Genomic DNA, 17321 nt, shown 5'->3' with positions numbered 1-17321 from the left:
CCTACGTCACACCGCCCGCGACTGCCGCAGGCCCCTTGCTGCCCTGGGTCTCACCGGATGAACCCGGACACAAGGTGATCATGCAACTGACCCTGCCCGGCACCCTTCCTGCAATGTGCGGGCTGGGCGCCGAGGCGGTACTCGGGATCTGCCGCAAGTCGTCCTGAAGGAAAGGTACCCACACCCATGGCGCAGCGTAGTCCTAATCCAACACCCGACGGTCAGGTGGCATCGGTCATTTGCACCGATTGGCGACCGCGTACCTTCGACCGGTCGGAGCGTTGGCGGCTCGCTGACATCATCTTCGGGCCTGCGCGCTCGCAGCAAGGGGAATCGGCGCAGCATCACGCGGGTTGACTCGGGGCATAGGTCATTGGTCGGATTGTCGTGACCCCGAGGAGAGAATGTGCAAAAGAGACATCTAGCCCGGACTTCGGCGCGGAACATCATGCTTCGCGTCGCCATCTATCTTCGTGTTTCCACTGCGAAGCAGCTGCGAGGGTACGGGCTCAACGTCCAGTTTGATGAATCGATAGCCTGGCTCGACTACAAGATCGGCAAGGGCAATTACACCTTCGAGGTGTACACCGACGGTGGCGTGTCTGGGAAGCTAGCCGACCGGCCAGACCTCGCCGCGCTAAATGCGGACATCGCGGACGGTCGGTACGACCTCGTGATTTTCGGGAAGCTGGACCGCATCGGGCGGACCATGAAGAACATTCACCGCTGGGTGTACGACACCACCGACCGCGACGTCCGTGTTGCTACCGCTGACGGTCGAATCGACAGCGACGATGAGATGTTCGGCATCCAGCTGAGCCTCCTCGCCTACATGGCGGAACTTGAGCACGCCATGATCCTCGACCGAACGATGGGAGGGCGGGAGAAGAAGCTGGAGGCCGGCGGATGGCCGGGCGGGGTAGCGCCCTTCTGGCTTGAACTACCTGCAAAGGGGGTCGTCGGCCCTCCAACCTTGAGGAGGGAGGGCGTCGAGTTCCTCGAACTGGCCGCATGTCTGCTTGTCGACGAACCCAACAGTGCGGAGGAGGCGGCGAGGAGCCTCAACGCCCTTGGGCGCACTACTCCGCGGGGCTTGCCGTGGTCCGGCGCCAACCTCATCCGGGTGTTCATGCAGACTGCCCTTGACGGGTACATCATCTACCGAAACGTGGAGCGCGCCGGCAGCGGTGTCCGACTTGCACCGGACGGGCAGCCTCTTTATGGGGAAACGGTCCGTATCCCAGTTCCGGCGCCACTGCCGGCTGAGCGTGTTGCTGAAGTTAGAAAGGCTCTTGCTCGACGTTCCTTCGCTAAGAGTGGGCAGAAGGAGTACCTCTTGTCCAGGCGCGTTCATGCATTGTGTGGCAGCCACTATGTCGGTACCTATCGGGAAACTAGAGATCGGACCACGTATCGGTGCAGTGGCCACCGCTCCGACAATCCATGTTCCTGTCAGGAGATCCTCGCGGAACCCCTGGAGGAAGTAGTTTGGAAAGAGGTGGCCGACACATTGGGGGATCAGGAAAAACTGCAAAAGCTTGCGGAAGAATGGATCGGTGAAATTCCAAACCGATCCCGTTCGTATCGTGAGCGAATAGCGGAGCTCGACGAGCAGATCGATCGCAATCAGCGGATGCGTAAGAAGAAGCTTGTTGCGCTCGCAGCGGCCATGGCGGCTGATGAAAGTGACGATACGGAGACCGAGGAGGAAATTAGGGCCACCATCGAAGAGGTGAGGGAGGAGCTTAAAGGGAAGGAGCAGCAGCTCCGAAAAATGCGTGACGATACGATGGAGTGGCTTCTTGAAGCGGAGCTGCAAGAAGCCAGAGCCAACGAAATTCTGGACTTGGCCCTCCAGGCGAGGCCCAGGCTGGACGACCTCCCTGTGGCGAAGAAGCGCGATCTGCTGGACCTGCTGGACGTGCAGGTTGTTGTGACCAGCGAGGTTCCCGGAGCGCTCCGAAGCGGGGGTTGCCTCTTCGAGAGTTGGTTCGATGGTCGGCGGCACCTCGTGCCGCCCCCGCTCACCGACGACCGGTGGTCGCAGGTGGAGGACCTCTTCCCGAAGCCGAAGAAGCTGTCGAGGGTTGTTCCTCCGCGACTCGCCTTTGAAGCGTCGCTGCACAAGGTCCGGAACGGAGTGATGTGGAAGGACCTCCCCGACCAGGTCACACAGGGGCACCGCCCGCAGGGCCTCTACCAGCGGGCCCTCGACTACTTGAAGACCGGAGTGTGGGAGAGCGCCGTACTTGCGCTGGGGGAACGCGACGGGACGGCGGTGCCACCCTTGTACGGGCTGCCGGACCTGCACATCACTGGAACCTTCGACCCTCGTCTCAGCGGTCCCACACGGCGTGGGGTAGGGGACGGGGCCGTCGGTACGCATGAGGGCGCACCCACAAGCGTTTCAAGCTGTTCATGGCCTACCCCGGTGTCTTCTACAGCGACGACGGGCAGATCCTGCGCGCGATGCAGCGCGGCGCCGCCAACGGCGGGCTGATCATGATGCACGCCGAGAACGGCATCGCGATCGACGTCCTCGTCGAACAGGCCCTCGCCCGCGGGGAGACCGACCCCCGCCACCACGGCGAGGTCCGCAAGGTGCTGCTGGAGGCCGAGGCCACCCACCGTGCCATCCAGCTGGCGCGGGTCGCGGGCGCACCGCTCTACGTGGTCCACGTCTCGGCGGAGGAGGCGGTCGCCGAGCTGGCCGCCGCCCGCGACAAGGGCCTCCCGGTCTTCGGCGAGACCTGTCCGCAGTACCTGTTCCTGTCCACCGACAACCTCCAGGAGCCGGACTTCCAGGGCGCCAAGTACGTCTGCTCCACCCCGCTGCGCCCCCGCGAGCACCAGGCGGCGCTGTGGCGGGGCCTGCGGACCAACGACCTCCAGGTGGTCTCCACGGACCACTGCCCCTTCTGCTTCCGGGGCCAGAAGGAGCTGGGCCGCGGGGATTTCTCCAAGATCCCCAACGGGCTGCCGGGGGTGGAGAACCGTATGGACCTCCTCCACCAGGCCGTCCTGGACGGGCACATCAGCCGCCGACGATGGATCGAGATCGCGTGTGCGAGCCCGGCCCGGATGTTCGGCCTCTACCCGCAGAAGGGCACCATCGCCCCGGGCTCCGACGCCGACATCGTCCTCTACGATCCGCACGCCGAGCAGGTCATCTCCGCCGAGACGCACCACATGAACGTGGACTACTCGGCGTACGAGGGCAGGCGGATCACCGGACGCGTCGACACCGTGCTCTCGCGCGGCGAACTCGTCATCGACCAGCGCGAATTCACCGGCCGGGCCGGCCACGGGGCCTTCGTGCCACGCTCCACCTGCCAGTACCTGTAGAGCTCAAGGAGCCGCCCCATGGACTTCGGCCTCGTCCTGCAGACCGACCCGCCCGCCTCCCAGGTCATCAGCCTCATGAAGCGCGCCGAGCGCAACGGCTTCCGCTACGGCTGGACCTTCGACTCCGCCGTGCTGTGGCAGGAGCCGTTCGTCATCTACAGCCAGATCCTGGAACACACCCGCAAGCTGCACGTCGGCCCCATGGTCACCAACCCGGGCACCCGCACGTGGGAGGTGACCGCCTCCACCTTCGCCACCCTCAACGACATGTTCGGCAATCGCACCGTCTGCGGGATCGGGCGCGGGGACTCGGCGATGCGGGTCGCCGGGCGCAAGCCCAACACCCTGGCCCGGCTCGGCGAGGCCATCGACGTCATCCGGGACCTCGCCGAGGGCCGCGAGGCCCTGGTGGACGGCAACCCGGTCCGCCTGCCGTGGGTCCGCGACGGGAAACTCCCCGTCTGGATGGCGGCGTACGGGCCCAAGGCCCTCGCCCTGGCGGGGGAGAAGGCCGACGGGTTCATCCTCCAGCTCGCCGACCTCTACCTCACCGAGTGGATGGTCAAGTCGGTCCGGGAGGCCGCCGTCGCGGCCGGCCGCGACCCGGCGGAGATCACCATCTGCGTGGCGGCGCCCGCGTACGTGAGCGAGGACCTCGCGCACGCCCGCGACCAGTGCCGCTGGTTCGGGGGCATGGTCGGCAACCACGTGGCCGACCTGGTCGGGCGCTACGGGGAGCACTCGTCGATGGTCCCCGAGGAGCTCACCGAGTACATCAAGGCCCGCGAGGGCTACGACTACAGCCACCACGGACGGGCCGGGAACCCGTCCACCGACTTCGTCCCCGACGAGATCGTCGACCGCTTCTGCCTGCTGGGCCCGGCCGAGGCGCACATCGAGAAGCTGCGGGCCCTGCGCGACCTGGGCGTCGACCAGTTCGCCGTCTACGACATGCACGACGCACGGGAGGCCACGATCGACGCCTACGGCCAGCACGTCATCCCGTTGTTCAACTGACGCCGGCGGCGCGGGGCCGACCGAAGGGTCGGCCCCGCCCCGCGTTCAGGCCCGTGAGGTCCTCCGGTGGGACAGGGCGTTCAGGAGCGAGCGTGCGTTCCGCAGCGTTGAACTGAGGGCTCTCGAGCTGAGGACGCAAGGGGCCGAGCAGGGCGGCCAGCAACACACCGGGTCTGACGAGGGACGTGGGCGGGGCCTGGAGGGCCAGGACGTCCGTCAGCGCCGTGGCGGCACGGAACGAGCCGGTCGCCGTGCGGGACAGGCGGCTGACGCTGACATCGCCGAGCGGTTCGGCGTGCTGCAGCAGGTCGGCCAGGATGGGGTGGCGCAGCGTACGGGCGAAGGGCTCGAAATGCTCGGCGGCGCGGGTGGGCTCCCCGCCTGGGGCTCCCATCAGGCTGACGTGCCGGCGGTCGCCGTCGATCGGCAGAATGCCGCCGGCCTTGGCGGGCTGCCGCAGAAGCGGGTCGGCCTGCACGCCGACGACCGGCCAGCCGCGTGTGGGGACCGGGGCCCGGTAGAGGCGGCTCGCATAGACCATGCCGGAGTCGAGACGCTCCTCGGCGAGGCCGGTGAGTCCGAGCCGGGCAAGCTACCGGGGCAGCCGGGAGGCCCGGCCGGAGGCGTCGCTGACCAGGTCGGCCCGTAGTTCCGCCTCGATGCCGTCGGCATCACGCAGTCGTACGCCCTTGACGGCACGGCGGTCGCCGAGCAGCCCGACCACCTTGGTGTGCGTACGGACGGTGACCCGCGAGTCCTTCAGGACCTGCTCGCGGACCACGAGGTCTGTCAGGTCCCGGCTCGCGGTGATCACGTAGTGGGTGGCGCGCTGCCAGCGCCGGTACCAACCCTCGGGCGAGTAGATCACCATGTCGGTGGTCACCGGTATGCGGTCGGCGCCCGCGGCCATCAAAGGGTCGATGCTGCCCGGCAGCAGGGCGTCGATGGCCTCTGCGCCGCCGGCCTGCAGCCAGTGGATATGGGCGGCTGGGGAACCCCGGTGCGCGGTTCGGGCCCTGCGGGCAGCTCGTGGGCCTCGAGGATCTCGACGGAATCGGCATGTTCCTTGACCGCTGCTGCCGCGAGCATGCCGGCGAGGCTGCCCCCGATGATGACGACACGCCTGGGGGCGTGGCTCGTGGCTCGGCTCATGGCGGGCTGCCTTCTGCGCGGGCGCGATGGTGCGCATGGACGTTCCGGACTGCGGGCGAAGCGAGCGCCAGGAACAGCGGAACCGGGTCCCCGGCGCGCAACTCCGATGTCGAAGGGGTGTCTTGCAGGGACTCGGTATGCGTCCACTGCCGCTCGCGAGCGGCCCGGATCATGGTCGCATCCGCGGCGACCGCCGCGGAAGAACCACCCGTCCACGTGCGTCCGGGGCGGCGGCCGACGGCCGCCGCCCCGGACAGCCGGCCCGCCCCGGCCCGTGGCGGGCCGGAGCGGTGACCGGTGTTCGGTCAGGGAAGGAGCGGGACGAGGACGAGTGTCAGCGGCGCAGTCACGGAGGAAGCGGCGTAGCAGCTCGTCCCCGCGAAGGACGCGGTGTAGCTCGTCGCCGTGATCACCGTGCTGGGAACCGTCAGCGTCGGCGGGGCCAGTGTCGCCACCCCGCCGACGTTGGTGAGTGCGGTCCCGAGGACGACGGGCCCGAGCGTCGTGTTCGCCCTGAAGGTGACCAGTTGTCCCGGGAGCGGAGCGGCGGTGGAGGTGACCTTGAGCGTGGCGCTCATCGACTGGATGACGAACGTGCCGTTCGTCCGCAGGCGGATCTGCGCCGGGGCCGCCGTCAGCGTCGTGGGAGCCGGGTTCACGGTCAGGTTGGCCGACGTTGCCGAGGGACTGTGGCAGGTACCACCGTTGTAGACGGCGGTGACCGTGCCGCTGGCGCCCGCGGTGGTGGTGACGCAGGCCGTGCCGCCGGCGTTGAGTGTCACGGTCTGGACGAAGCCGCCGGGGCCGGTGAACGTGACCGTCCCGGCGGGCGTGCCGCTGCCCGGCGCGACGGTGGTGACCGTGGCGCAGAACGTCACCGGGCGGCCGCAGACTGCGGGGTTGGGGGTGATGGTGAGCGCGGTCGCGGTCTGGGCGTTGTTCACGGTCACGCTCGTCGCGCCCTTCACCGGCTTGAAGCATCCGTCGCCGTTGTAGACGGCGGTGACGGTGCCGCTGGTGAGGCTGCTGGTGGTGACGCAGGCCGTGCCGGCGGCGTTCAGGGGGACGGTCGTGTTGAGTCCGCCGGGGCCGGTGAAGGTGACGGTTCCGGTGGGGGTGCCGCTGCCGGGTGCCACTGCGGTGACCGTCGCGCACACCGTCACGGACTGGCCGCATACCGAGGGGTTGGGGGTGACCGTCACCGAGACCGCGCTGGCCGCCTGGTTGACGGTCACCGGCGCGGTGCCGGTCGACGATGAGAGGCATGCGTCGCCGTTGTAGACGGCGGTGACGGTGCCGCTGGTGAGGCTGCTGGTGGTGACGCAGGCCGTGCCGGCGGCGTTCAGGGGGACGGTCGTGTTGAGTCCGCCGGGGCCGGTGAAGGTGACGGTTCCGGTGGGGGTGCCGCTGCCGGGTGCCACTGCGGTGACCGTCGCGCACACCGTCACGGTCTCGCCGCATACCGAGGGGTTGGGGGTGACCGATACGGTGGTGGTGCTGGCGGCCTGGTTGACCGTCACGTCGAAGGGAGCGCCCGAGCCGGCGAAGCAGGTGTCGCCGTTGTAGGTGGCCGAGTACGTGCCGCTGGTGAGGCTGCTGGTGGTCAGGCAGGCTGTGCCGTCGGCATCCAGCGTCAGTGTCACGTTGAGTCCGCCGGGGCCGGTGAAGGTGACGGTTCCGGTGGGGGTGCCGCTGCCGGGTGCGACTGCGGTGACGGTGGCGCACACGGTCACGGTCTCGCCGCATACCGAGGGGTTGGGTTCGACCGTCACCGACACCGTGCTGGCCGCCTGGTTGACGGTCACGTCCAGTGAGCCCGTCGACGGCAGGAAGCAGGTGTCACCCGCGTAGGTGACGGTGACCGTGCCGGTCTCCAGCGCGGTCGTGGTGACGCAGGCCGTGCCCCCGGCGTCCAGCCCCGCGACAAGAGTGCTGCCGTCGGGCAGCAGGAAGGTGACGGTTCCGGTGGGGGTGCCGCTGCCGGGTGCCATTGCGGTGACGGTGGCGCACACGGTCACGGTCTCGCCGCATACCGAGGGGTTGGGTTCGACCGTCACCGACACCGTGCTGGCCGCCTGGTTGACGGTCACGTCCAGTGAGCCCGTCGACGGCAGGAAGCAGGTGTCACCCGCGTAGGTGACGGTGACCGTGCCGGTCTCCAAGGCGGTCGTGGTGACGCAGGCTGTGCCGGCGGCGTTCAGGGGGACGGTCGTGTTGAGTCCGCCGGGGCCGGTGAAGGTGACGGTTCCGGTGGGGGTGCCGCTGCCCGGCGCGACCGCGGTGACGGTGGCGCACACGGTCACGGTCTCGCCGCACACCGACGGGTTGGGCTCCGCGGTCACCGCCACCGCACTGGATGCCGGGTTGACCGCCAGATCCACGGTGCCGGTGGACGAGGAGAAGCATTCATCGCCGTTGTAGGTGGCGGTGACCGTGCCGGTCTCCAGTGCGGTCGTGGTCAGGCAGGCTGTGCCGCCTGCGTCCAGGGTCACGGTCTCGTTGAGTCCGCCGGGGCCGGTGAAGGTGACGGTTCCGGTGGGGGTGCCGCTGCCCGGCGCGACTGCGGTGACCGTGGCGCACACCGTCACCGTCTCGCCGCACACCGACGGGTTGGGCTCCACCGTCACCGACACCGTGCTCGACGCCTGGTTGACGGTCACCGGCGCGGTGCCGGTGGACGAGGAGAAGCATCCGTCGCCGTTGTAGGTGGCGGTGACCGTGCCGGTCTCCAGTGCGGTCGTGGTCAGGCATGCGGTGCCGCCGGCGTCCAGGGTCACCGTCTCGTTCAGTCCGCCCGGGCCGGTGAAGGTCACCGTTCCGGTGGGGGTGCCGCTGCCGGGTGCCACTGCGGTGACCGTCGCGCACACGGTCACGGACTGGCCGCATACCGAGGGGTTGGGGTCCACGGTCACCGAGACCGTGCTCGACGCCTGGTTGACCGTCACGTCGAAGGTGCCGGTCGACGAGGAGAAGCAACCGTCGCCGTTGTAGACGGTGGTGACGGTGCCGCTGGTGAGGCTGCTGGTGGTGACGCAGGCTGTGCCGGCGGCGTTCAGGGGGACGGTCGTGTTGAGTCCGCCGGGGCCGGTGAAGGTGACGGTTCCGGTGGGGGTGCCGCTGCCCGGCGCGACTGCGGTGACGGTGGCGCACACGGTCACGGTCTCGCCGCACACCGACGGGTTGGGTTCGACCGTCACCGACACCGTGCTCGACGCCTGGTTGACGGTCACCGGCGCGGTGCCGGTCGATGCGGAGAAGCAATCGTCGCCGTTGTAGGTGGCGGTGACCGTGCCGGTCTCCAGTGCGGTCGTGGTGACGCAGGCTGTGCCGCCTGCGTCCAGGGTCACCGTCTGGTTGAGTCCGCCGGGGCCGGTGAAGGTGACGGTTCCGGTGGGGGTGCCGCTGCCGGGTGCGACCGCGGTGACGGTGGCGCACACGGTCACGGTCTCGCCGCACACCGACGGGTTGGGTTCGACCGTCACCGACACCGTGCTCGACGCCTGGTTGACCGTCACGTCGAAGGTGCCGGTCCCGCTCGCGTAGCACTCGTCGCCGCCGTAGACGGCGGTGACCGTGCCGGTCTCCAGCGCGGTCGTGGTGACGCAGGCCGTGCCGCCTGCGTCCAGGGTCACCGTCTGGTTGAGTCCGCCGGGGCCGGTGAAGGTCACCGAGCCCGACGGATTGCCGACGCCCGAGGAGACCGGTGCCACGGTGGCGCAGAGCGTCACCGTCTGACCGCAGACCGACGGGTTGGGCACCACCGAGACCGTGACCGAGACGGGCGCAGGGTTGACGACGTGGAGCGTCAGCGGGGAGTTCGACCCGTTGAAGTCCGCGTCGCCGGTGTAGAAGGCGGCTGCCTGGTGGAGGCCGACGTCCAGGCCGCTGAAGCTGACCTGCGCCTGCCCGTTTATGGCCACGGGGGCGGTCAGTACCGGACCGTCGTCGCTGACGATGAAGGACACCAGCCCGGTGGGAGTTCCCGCGCCCGGCGGAACGGGGGTCACCTGGGCGGTGGCGGTCACCGTCTCTCCGCAGACCGAGGGTTCGGGGGCGAAGGCCAGCGTGGTGGTGGTGTTCGCGAGCGTGACCTCCTGGGTGTCCGCGCCCGTGGACGGGTCGTACTCCGCGTCGCCGGAGTAGTTGGCCTCCATCCCGTGGAGACCGACCTCCAGATCGCTGGTCGTGTACTGTGCCGTGCCGCTCATGTCGAGCGGCACGGTCACGACGGGCGTGCTGTCGACGACGAACTCGACGCTGCCGGTCGGGGTGGGGCCGGCGACTTCCGGCTGGACGGTGGCGGTGAAGGTGACCGACTGTCCGAAGACGGACGGATCCGGTGCCGAGGTCACGGTGGTGGTCGAACTGGCCATGCTGTGGCTCCCTTTCGGATGACCCGCGGAAGCAGATGAATCTCCTCGCCCGTATGGCGCTCGGCGAAGCACGGAACGCACGGGAAAACGCTGGTGGGACGTTCCGTTAAGAGCCCTTGTCCACATGGAGTCGGGGCACATCACCTGCTGATATCAGCAGTAGGCCTTCCGGCTGAGGACTTCGGCTAGACGGGTGAACAGAACACCACTCGTTCGGCTCAGCGCACTCAGGCGCGCGAGAGGCGATAAACCCGGATTATGCGGCGCCTTGGTGCACTCTCGCGAGAGGAAAGGTTTCCCTTTCGGTCGTTTTCCCGGGCACACAACTGGGCGGTGCCGGGGGTGTACTCACGCTCTCAGGACAGTCTGGCGGACTCACGGGCGTAAGAGAAAGGATTCCGCGCTGAGTGAATCATGTTATTCCTTCGCGGCATTTGCAATACCAGGGGTGCCACGGCACGCCGCAGCCCCCCGGTGCACCGGCTGTGCGGTACGCCGAGGGGCTGCTGGTGGGGGCGTCGCCCTTCCGGCGGTCCGCCGGAGTGGGCGGGCCTACTGGCGGACCGCCGTGATGGAACCTTGCCCGCCTGCCCTCTTGTTGGCGGCGTCGGCCTCCTGCCGCGTGGGGTACTGGCGCGTGACCCCGTTGGGCAGGACCAGCCGGTAGACGAGCGTGGACCGGCTGGCGCGTCCGCAGTTGCATGCCATGGTCTTCCTCCTTCTGTTCGGCCGCTCCGGCGGCCGGTCAAGGGGGAGGGCCGGGGGAGTTCCGGGGCAGGACCGAGCCCCCGACTCGTTCCCTTTGCCCTTTATCCCCGGGCACCGCACGCCGACACTCGCCGCCGTATAGTCATATTTATGCGTGGCGGCGATGATGGGGACTATTCCAACGTGCCGGTCAGTCAAGCCAGTTGGCGGCGAGGCCGGTGAGGTAGGAAAGGGTGAGCGCCGTGGCGCCCGCCTGGAACCACGTTTCCTCGCCGGCCCAGTGGGCGAGCACGGTGACGGCGCCCGCGACCCAGATGCTGACGCACCATCCGCAGGTGACCAGATAGGCCGGGTGGGAGTCTTCGCCGAAACGGTCGGCGATCCGGGAGCGGAACCCCGCGGCGAGGGCGTCCTTGGTGACGAATCGGGTGACGCGACAGACTGTGCCGAGCGACAGGAGGAAGATCAGCGCACTCATGGAATTCATCGTAGGGTTCCGCCCTCCTCCCCTCTCGTGTTTTCTCGAATCCGGCGGGAGGTCGGATCGGCCGGGAATGCGGGTAAGCGCCTGAGTGCCGTGCGGAAAATTTCGAGTCGGGTGAGACGGTTGGGTCGCCATGTAGCTTTTGGTGTGGGTTTCCTGCGCTTGGCCGGATCGTTAATTCATGACGTCTGCGGCATTTCGGGAGGCCGAACCGCTCGGGGTGGTCGCCCGCGTACTTCGAGTTCGCGAACCGGCTCTCGCTGTACGGGTCGTCGTTCCCGAACAGCAGATCGCCGCCGGGAACGTACTCGAAGGTGGCGCGAGCGGACATGGGGGCGACGGAGCCCGCCGCGCGAGACCTGCCTTCTCCGGAGCCGCTTCACCCGGTGGACATCCCGTGTCCAGACGCCGGTACGGAATCGGCAGTGGGGTTTGTCGGTCGGGCGTGCTTTGCTGGAGGCATGATCGATGAGTTCCTGGCCCAGGGCCTGTCCGATGTGGAAGAAGCCGTCCGCAAAGCGGCGGCGATCGAGATCATGCCGAGATTCAGGCAGCTCGCCGAGCACGAGGTCGACGAGAAGAACGGCCCCCACGACCTGGTGACCGTGGCCGACCGCAAGGCCGAGGAGTACCTCACCGTCGCCCTGACGCGGCTGCTGCCCGGCTCCGCCGTGGTCGGCGAGGAGGCCGTGCACGCGGACCCCACCGTCTACGAGGCGCTGCGCGCCGACGCCCCGGTGTGGATCGTCGACCCCGTCGACGGCACCCGCCAGTTCGTGAACGGGGACCCCGCCTTCTGCACCCTGGTGGCGCTGGCCGTGCGCGGGGAGATCCTCGCCTCCTGGACCTTCGCCCCGGCGCTGGAGGAGTTGGCGACCGCCGTGCGCGGGCAGGGCGCGTACGTCAACGGCGAGCGGATCCGCAGCGGTTCGCCGGATCCGGGCTCCGCGCTGCGCGTCGCCATCGCCCACCCGCTGTACACCAGCGACGAGGACAAGCGCACGCTCGCCCGCCTCGACGTGCCCGGTGTCGCCTCCCGGCCGTGCGGTTCGGCGGGCCTGGAATACCTGAAGGTCGCCCGCGGCGAGATGGACGGCCTGGCCTTCACCTGGCCCTCGGCCTGGGACCACGCGGCCGGTCTGCTGCTGGTCGCGGAGGCCGGCGGCGCGCAGAGCACGGTCGGCGGGGTCCCCTTCCGGGTGGACCGGGACAATGCGCTGCCGTTCGCGGTCGGCCGCGACGAGGCCACCGCCGTACGGATCCGGGAGCTGCTCAAGGGGGCCTGACCCGAATCAGGGGTGTCCCGGCCGCCGCGTGCGGAGCAATATCCTGGGGGTGCAGGCGCCGCCGGAAACGAAGGAGTCGCAAGTGCCGTCGATTCTCGATGTGGTCGTGGTGGGGGCGGGGCCCAATGGGCTGACAGCCGCCGTCGAACTGGCCCGGCGCGGCTTCTCGGTGGCCGTTTTCGAAGCCGCCGACACGGTCGGCGGCGGAGCCCGGACCGAGGAGCTCACCCTCCCCGGCTTCCGGCACGACCCCTGTTCGGCGGTGCACCCGCTGGGCGCCGGCTCGCCGGTCTTCGCCACGATGCCGCTGAAGCGGTACGGGCTGGAGTGGCTGCACGCCCCGCTGCCCATGGCGCACCCCTTCGACGACGGCACGGCCGCCGTGCTCTCCCGCTCGGTCGCGCAGACGGCGGCGTCCTTCGGGCCGCGCGACGCGGGAGCCTACCGGCGTCTGGTCGGGCCGTTCCTCGGCAAATGGGACACCCTGGCCCGGGACTTCATGTCGCTGCCGAGCACCGCACTGCCCCGGGATCCGCTCACCCTCGCCCGCTTCGGGCTCAAGGGGCTGCCGCCCTCCACCTGGCTGCTGAGCCGCTTCCGCGACGAACGGGCCCGGGCGCTGTTCGCGGGCCTGGTCGCACACGTCATCGCACCGCTCGACGGGATCGCCACCAGCGCCGTCGGCCTCGTCTTCGCGCTGGCCGCGCACGCGAACGGCTGGCCGATGCCGCGCGGCGGCTCGCAGTCCGTCTCCGACGCCCTCGCCGGGTACCTGCGCGACCTCGGCGGCACCATCCACACCGGCTTCGAGGTCAAGCGGCTCGACGACCTCCCGCCGGCCCGCACCTACGTCTTCGACACCTCGCCGACCGCGCTGGCCCGGATCGCCCGCCTGGGCCGCGCGTACGACGGCTACCGGTACGGCGCCTCCGTGTTCAAGCTCGACTACGCGCTGGACGGCCCGGTCCCGTGGACGGCCGAGGAGCCGCGCCGCGCCGGCACCGTGCAGATCGGCCCGCGCGCCCGGGACATCGACGCCGCCCTGCAGCTCGCCTCGGGCGGCCGGGCCCCGCGCGCCCCCTTCCTCATCACGGCGCAGCCCAGCCTGGTCGACCCCGGCCGGGCGCCCGAGGGCAAGCACGTGTTCTGGGCGTACGGACACGTCCCGGCGGGCTGGGACGGCGATCTCACCGAGGCCGTCGAATCCCAACTGGAGCGCTTCGCCCCGGGCTTCCGCGACCTGGTCCTCGCCCGCGCCACGGCCGGCCCGCCCCAGCTCGCCGCCCGCAACCCCAACTACGTGGGCGGGGACATCGCCTGCGGGGCCGCGTCGGGACTCCAGCTCCTGCTGCGCCCCAAGCTCTCCCTCACCCCCTACACGACGGCCCACCCGGCGGTCTTCCTGTGCTCCTCGGCGACGCCGCCGGGCCCGGGCGTCCACGGCATGTCCGGGCACAACGCCGCGAAGGCGGTCTGGCGCCACCTGCGAAAGGACTCCTGATGGTCCGCATCGTCCTGGTCCTCGGCGACATCACCGCCGAGAAGGCCGACGCGATCGTCAACGCGGCCAATTCCTCGCTGCTCGGTGGCGGCGGCGTGGACGGAGCCATCCACCGGCGCGGCGGCCCGGAGATCCTGGCGGCCTGCGAGGACCTGCGCCGCTCGCACTACGGCAAGGGCCTGCCGACGGGCGGGGCGGTCGCCACCACGGCCGGCCGGCTCCCCGCCGAGCACGTCATCCACACCGTGGGCCCGGTCTTCTCGCGCGACGAGGACCGCTCCGCGCTGCTGGCCTCCTGCTACCGCGAATCGCTGCGGGTCGCCGACGAGCTGGGAGCCCGTACGGTCGCCTTCCCGGCCATCTCCACCGGCATCTACGGCTGGCCGATGGACGACGGGGCGCGGATCGCGGTGGAGACGGTGCGCGGCGCCCGTACCGAGGTGCGGGAGGTGCGGTTCGTGCTCTTCGACGCGGCCGCCTTCGAGGTCTTCGAGGCGGCGGTGGCCGCCTCCGGCTGAGGCGTACCGCGGGATGCTGTCAGCGCGGCGACCTGCCCGCCGCGCCCGGGGCGGGCCGCGGGTAGGTCCGGGACTGCTTGACGCTGCCGAACGCGAAGCTCGACTCGATCGAGGCGATCCCGGGGATGGCGTGGATCCGGTGGCGCACCAGGGATTCGTAGGCTTCGAGGTCCTCGATGACGACCCGGAGCAGGTAGTCGCTGCTGCCCGCCATCAGGTAGCAGTCCTGGATGTGCTCGATGACCGCGACGTGCTCCTCGAAGAGCCGTACCGCCTCCGCCGTGTGGCGCTCCAGGCGGATCCGCACGAAGACGGTGACCGGGAGTCCGAAGGCGACCTGGTCGACCATGGCCGTGTAGCCGCGGATCAGACCCGCCTCCTCCAGCCGTCGTACGCGGCGCAGACAGGGGGAGGGGGACAGTCGGACACGGTCGGCCAGGTCCTGGTTGGACAGGCGCCCGTCGGCCTGCAATTCCCTGATGATCTGCAGATCGACTGCGTCCATGACCCCTCCTTGGCAGATTCTGCCCCAAACGTATGTCCGAGCGGCAGAACTGGCAATCGGCTGCCCCGGCCGAAGCCCTAGCGTTGCCCTGGCACGGACCGGACCGGTCCGTGCATCAGAGGCTGGAGCAATTCCTTGGTCGCGACGCACACCACCCGGGCGACCCCGCCTCCCGATGCGGCGGGCCCGCGGGCCGGACACCCCGGCCGGCGCGGGCTCTCCCCGCAGGCCGAGGGCATGCTGGCGCTGCTGGTGACCGTGTCGATCTGGGCGGCCTTCGCGCTCAGCGCCCGCGCCCTGAGCGGCTCCTCCCTGCTGCCCGCCGACGCGGCCCTGCTGCGCTTCGGCGTCCCCCTCGTCGTCCTGCTCCCCGCCCTGTGGCGGCGCCGTCGCGCCATCGCCGCGGTGCGCCCCGGACCCGCCGTGAAGATCATCTGTGGTGCGGGGGTGCCCTTCTTCCTGGCCGCGATGCACGGCGGCGCCCTGACCTCCGCCGCCTTCGTCGGCTCCATCGTCCCCGGTATGGTCCCGCTGTTCGTCTCTGCGATCATGATCCGCCGCGGCCACGCCGCTCCCCGGGGCATGCAGGCGGCCGGGCTCGCGCTGATCGCGGCCGGTGTGGTCGCCCTGGTCTGGCGCTACGTGGTCCCCGTGGACACCGACGTCCTCGAGGGCGCCGGCACGCTCCTGGTGGCCAGCGGGCTGTGGGCGCTCTACACGGTGGGTCTGCGCGAAGTGGACCTCGATCCCGTCGGATCGATCGGACTGCTGTGCCTGCCCTCCTTCGCCGTGATCGGGGCCCTGGTCCTGACCGGGGTGCTGCCGACCGGGATCGCGCACGCCGCGGGCAGCGACATCGTGCTGTTCCTCGTCGTGCAGGGGCTGGGCGTCGGACTGTGCGCGGGCCTGCTCTACGCCTTCGCCATCCGCCGGCTCGGCGCCGAGCGCAGCGCCGTCGTCGGCAGCCTCAGCCCCGTCGCCGTCGTCCTGCTCGCCGTCCCGCTGCTCGGCGAGACACCGACCCTCGCCGTGCTCGTCGGCGTGCCCCTCATCACCGCCGGCGTCTTCCTCGCCAACCGCCGCCCCCGACCCGAGGTTCCCGCAGATGCTTGAGCTCCTTCCCCCGCCGCCCACCGACCCGCTGTGGGACCTGACGTACGAGTTCGGCAGCGACGAGCGGCCCGAACGCCTGAACCTCGTCCTCGGCGTCTACCGGGACCAGACGGGCACCACGCCCGTCATGACCGCCGTGCGCGAGGCCGAGATCAGGCTGGCGGAGCGCTCCGACTCCAAGGAGTACCGCGGGCTCTCCGGCAACGCCGCCTTCAACCGCTCCCTGCTGGAGCTGGTCCTCGGACCGAGCGGGCCCACCGACCGGGCCGCGGCCGTGCAGACCGTCGCGGGCTCCGGCGCGCTGCGGCTGCTGGCCGACCTGATCTGCCGGACCCGCCCCGGGACCACGGTGTGGATCAGCGATCCCGCCTACGTCAACCACCGGCCCATCCTGGAGGCCGCCGGGCTGCGCGTGCGCACGTACGGCTGGCGCGACGCCGAGGGCGGCTTCGACACGGCCGGCGTGCTGAGCCAACTGCGGGACGCGCAGCGGGACGATGTCGTCCTGCTCCAGGGCTGCTGCCACAACCCCACCGGCGTGGACCCGCTGCTGGACGACTGGGAGGCGCTCGCCGAGTCCGCCGTCCGCGCCGGCTGGGTGCCCTTCGTCGACCTGGCCTACCACGGGCTCGGCGACGGCCTGGAGGCCGACCTGCTGGCCACCCGGATGCTGGCGGCCCGCGTCCCGGAGATGCTGATCGCGGTCAGCTGCTCGAAGAACTTCGGCCTCTACAGCGACCGCGTGGGCTGCGCCCTCGTGATCGGCTCCTCGGGCCAGGCCGTCCGGCACGCCGAGACGGCCCTGCAGAACGCCGCCCGGACCCTGTACTCGATGCCGCCCGAGCACGGCGCGGCCGTCGTGACCACGATCCTGCAGGACGAAGGGCTGCGCGCCGCCTGGCGGGCGGAACTGGACGTCATGCGGGGCCGGATCATGGACAACCGGGCCGATCTGGTCGCCCACCTGAGCGCGCTCGGCTGCGCGGAGCAGGCCCGCTCGCTCGTCCGGCAGAAGGGCATGTTCTCGATGCTGCCGCTGTCCTCGCACCAGATGCTCCGGCTGCGCAGGCAGTACGCCGTCTACGGCACCACCTCGGGGCGCATCAACATCGCGGGCATCCCGGCCCACCGGATCCCCGACCTCGCCCGGGGCATCGCGGGCGTGCTCGACGGCCCCGAGCCGGCCGACCGGATCCGGATGCTCCCGCGGCAGCAGTCCGCACCTGCCGCCGTGCTGCCGTAGGCCGCGGCGGCGTCCGGGTACGGCGGCCCTGCCCGGACGTAGGCTGTAAGGAGATCCGCGTCGTGCTCCGCACGAG

13 protein-coding genes and 1 pseudogene are annotated in these 17321 nt (G+C 70.2%); 8 read left to right on the top strand and 6 right to left on the bottom strand.

Features of this window, described 5'->3' with window-relative positions; genetic code table 11:
* Positions 1-448 precede the first annotated feature (448 nt).
* The 3 genes and pseudogenes from ACIQZO_RS21155 (at position 449) to ACIQZO_RS21145 (ending at position 4362) form a co-directional block, all read left to right on the top strand.
* A complete protein-coding gene (locus ACIQZO_RS21155) occupies positions 449-2500 on the top strand; it encodes a recombinase family protein (RefSeq protein WP_403628186.1) in 2052 nt (683 codons plus the stop codon).
* A pseudogene (locus ACIQZO_RS21150) lies at positions 2407-3345 on the top strand (amidohydrolase family protein); the annotation flags it as partial. The gene ACIQZO_RS21155 and the pseudogene ACIQZO_RS21150, both read left to right, overlap by 94 nt.
* Positions 3346-3363: 18 nt before the next feature.
* Positions 3364-4362 carry a TIGR03842 family LLM class F420-dependent oxidoreductase gene (locus ACIQZO_RS21145; protein ID WP_403628157.1) on the top strand — a complete coding sequence of 333 codons (999 nt, stop codon included), beginning with the start codon at positions 3364-3366 and terminating at the stop codon, positions 4360-4362.
* On the opposite strand, the gene ACIQZO_RS21140 is transcribed toward ACIQZO_RS21145, so the two are convergent.
* The 5 genes from ACIQZO_RS21140 to ACIQZO_RS21120 all read right to left on the bottom strand — a co-directional run bounded on the left by ACIQZO_RS21140 (position 4355) and on the right by ACIQZO_RS21120 (position 11073).
* Positions 4355-4903, bottom strand: a complete 549-nt coding sequence (locus ACIQZO_RS21140; protein ID WP_403628155.1) for a hypothetical protein — start codon at positions 4901-4903, stop codon at positions 4355-4357. The genes ACIQZO_RS21145 and ACIQZO_RS21140 overlap by 8 nt on opposite strands.
* 51 nt (positions 4904-4954) lie before the next feature.
* Positions 4955-5272 carry an NAD(P)/FAD-dependent oxidoreductase gene (locus ACIQZO_RS21135; protein WP_403628153.1) on the bottom strand — a complete coding sequence of 106 codons (318 nt, stop codon included), beginning with the start codon at positions 5270-5272 and terminating at the stop codon, positions 4955-4957.
* A gap of 547 nt (positions 5273-5819) precedes the next feature.
* Complete coding sequence (locus ACIQZO_RS21130) at positions 5820-9887, bottom strand: Ig-like domain repeat protein (RefSeq protein ID WP_403628151.1); 4068 nt, start codon at positions 9885-9887, stop codon at positions 5820-5822.
* 552 nt (positions 9888-10439) lie between these two features.
* The gene (locus ACIQZO_RS21125; protein ID WP_351148445.1) at positions 10440-10595 is read right to left on the bottom strand and encodes a hypothetical protein; all 156 of its coding nucleotides are present in this window, start codon (positions 10593-10595) and stop codon (positions 10440-10442) included.
* A 190-nt stretch (positions 10596-10785) separates the two neighbouring features.
* Complete coding sequence (locus ACIQZO_RS21120) at positions 10786-11073, bottom strand: hypothetical protein (RefSeq protein ID WP_328960952.1); 288 nt, start codon at positions 11071-11073, stop codon at positions 10786-10788.
* A gap of 467 nt (positions 11074-11540) precedes the next feature.
* On the opposite strand from ACIQZO_RS21120, the gene ACIQZO_RS21115 reads away from it, so the two are divergent.
* The 3 genes from ACIQZO_RS21115 to ACIQZO_RS21105 all read left to right on the top strand — a co-directional run bounded on the left by ACIQZO_RS21115 (position 11541) and on the right by ACIQZO_RS21105 (position 14384).
* A complete protein-coding gene (locus ACIQZO_RS21115) occupies positions 11541-12365 on the top strand; it encodes an inositol monophosphatase family protein (RefSeq protein ID WP_403628149.1) in 825 nt (274 codons plus the stop codon).
* Positions 12366-12447: 82 nt separating this feature from the next.
* A complete protein-coding gene (locus ACIQZO_RS21110) occupies positions 12448-13866 on the top strand; it encodes a phytoene desaturase family protein (RefSeq protein WP_403628147.1) in 1419 nt (472 codons plus the stop codon).
* A complete protein-coding gene (locus ACIQZO_RS21105) occupies positions 13866-14384 on the top strand; it encodes an O-acetyl-ADP-ribose deacetylase (RefSeq protein ID WP_403628145.1) in 519 nt (172 codons plus the stop codon). The genes ACIQZO_RS21110 and ACIQZO_RS21105 overlap by 1 nt, the downstream gene beginning before the upstream one ends.
* 19 nt (positions 14385-14403) lie before the next feature.
* Here the strand turns inward: ACIQZO_RS21105 and ACIQZO_RS21100 are convergent, their stop codons facing one another.
* Positions 14404-14889 (bottom strand): Lrp/AsnC family transcriptional regulator, encoded by a 486-nt coding sequence (locus ACIQZO_RS21100; protein ID WP_383201232.1) that lies wholly within the window; start codon positions 14887-14889, stop codon positions 14404-14406.
* 135 nt (positions 14890-15024) lie between these two features.
* On the opposite strand from ACIQZO_RS21100, the gene ACIQZO_RS21095 reads away from it, so the two are divergent.
* Complete coding sequence (locus ACIQZO_RS21095; protein WP_403628143.1) at positions 15025-16002, top strand: DMT family transporter; 978 nt, start codon at positions 15025-15027, stop codon at positions 16000-16002.
* A complete protein-coding gene (locus tag ACIQZO_RS21090) occupies positions 15995-17245 on the top strand; it encodes an aromatic amino acid transaminase (RefSeq protein ID WP_403628141.1) in 1251 nt (416 codons plus the stop codon). The genes ACIQZO_RS21095 and ACIQZO_RS21090 overlap by 8 nt, the downstream gene beginning before the upstream one ends.
* Positions 17246-17321 lie beyond the last annotated feature (76 nt).

This window comes from Streptomyces sp. NPDC097617 (assembly GCF_044761485.1).
Classification (GTDB): Bacteria; Actinomycetota; Actinomycetes; order Streptomycetales; family Streptomycetaceae; genus Streptomyces.
The sequence above is the reverse complement of the archived record's forward strand: the minus strand, read 5'-3'. Positions and strand labels throughout refer to the sequence as shown.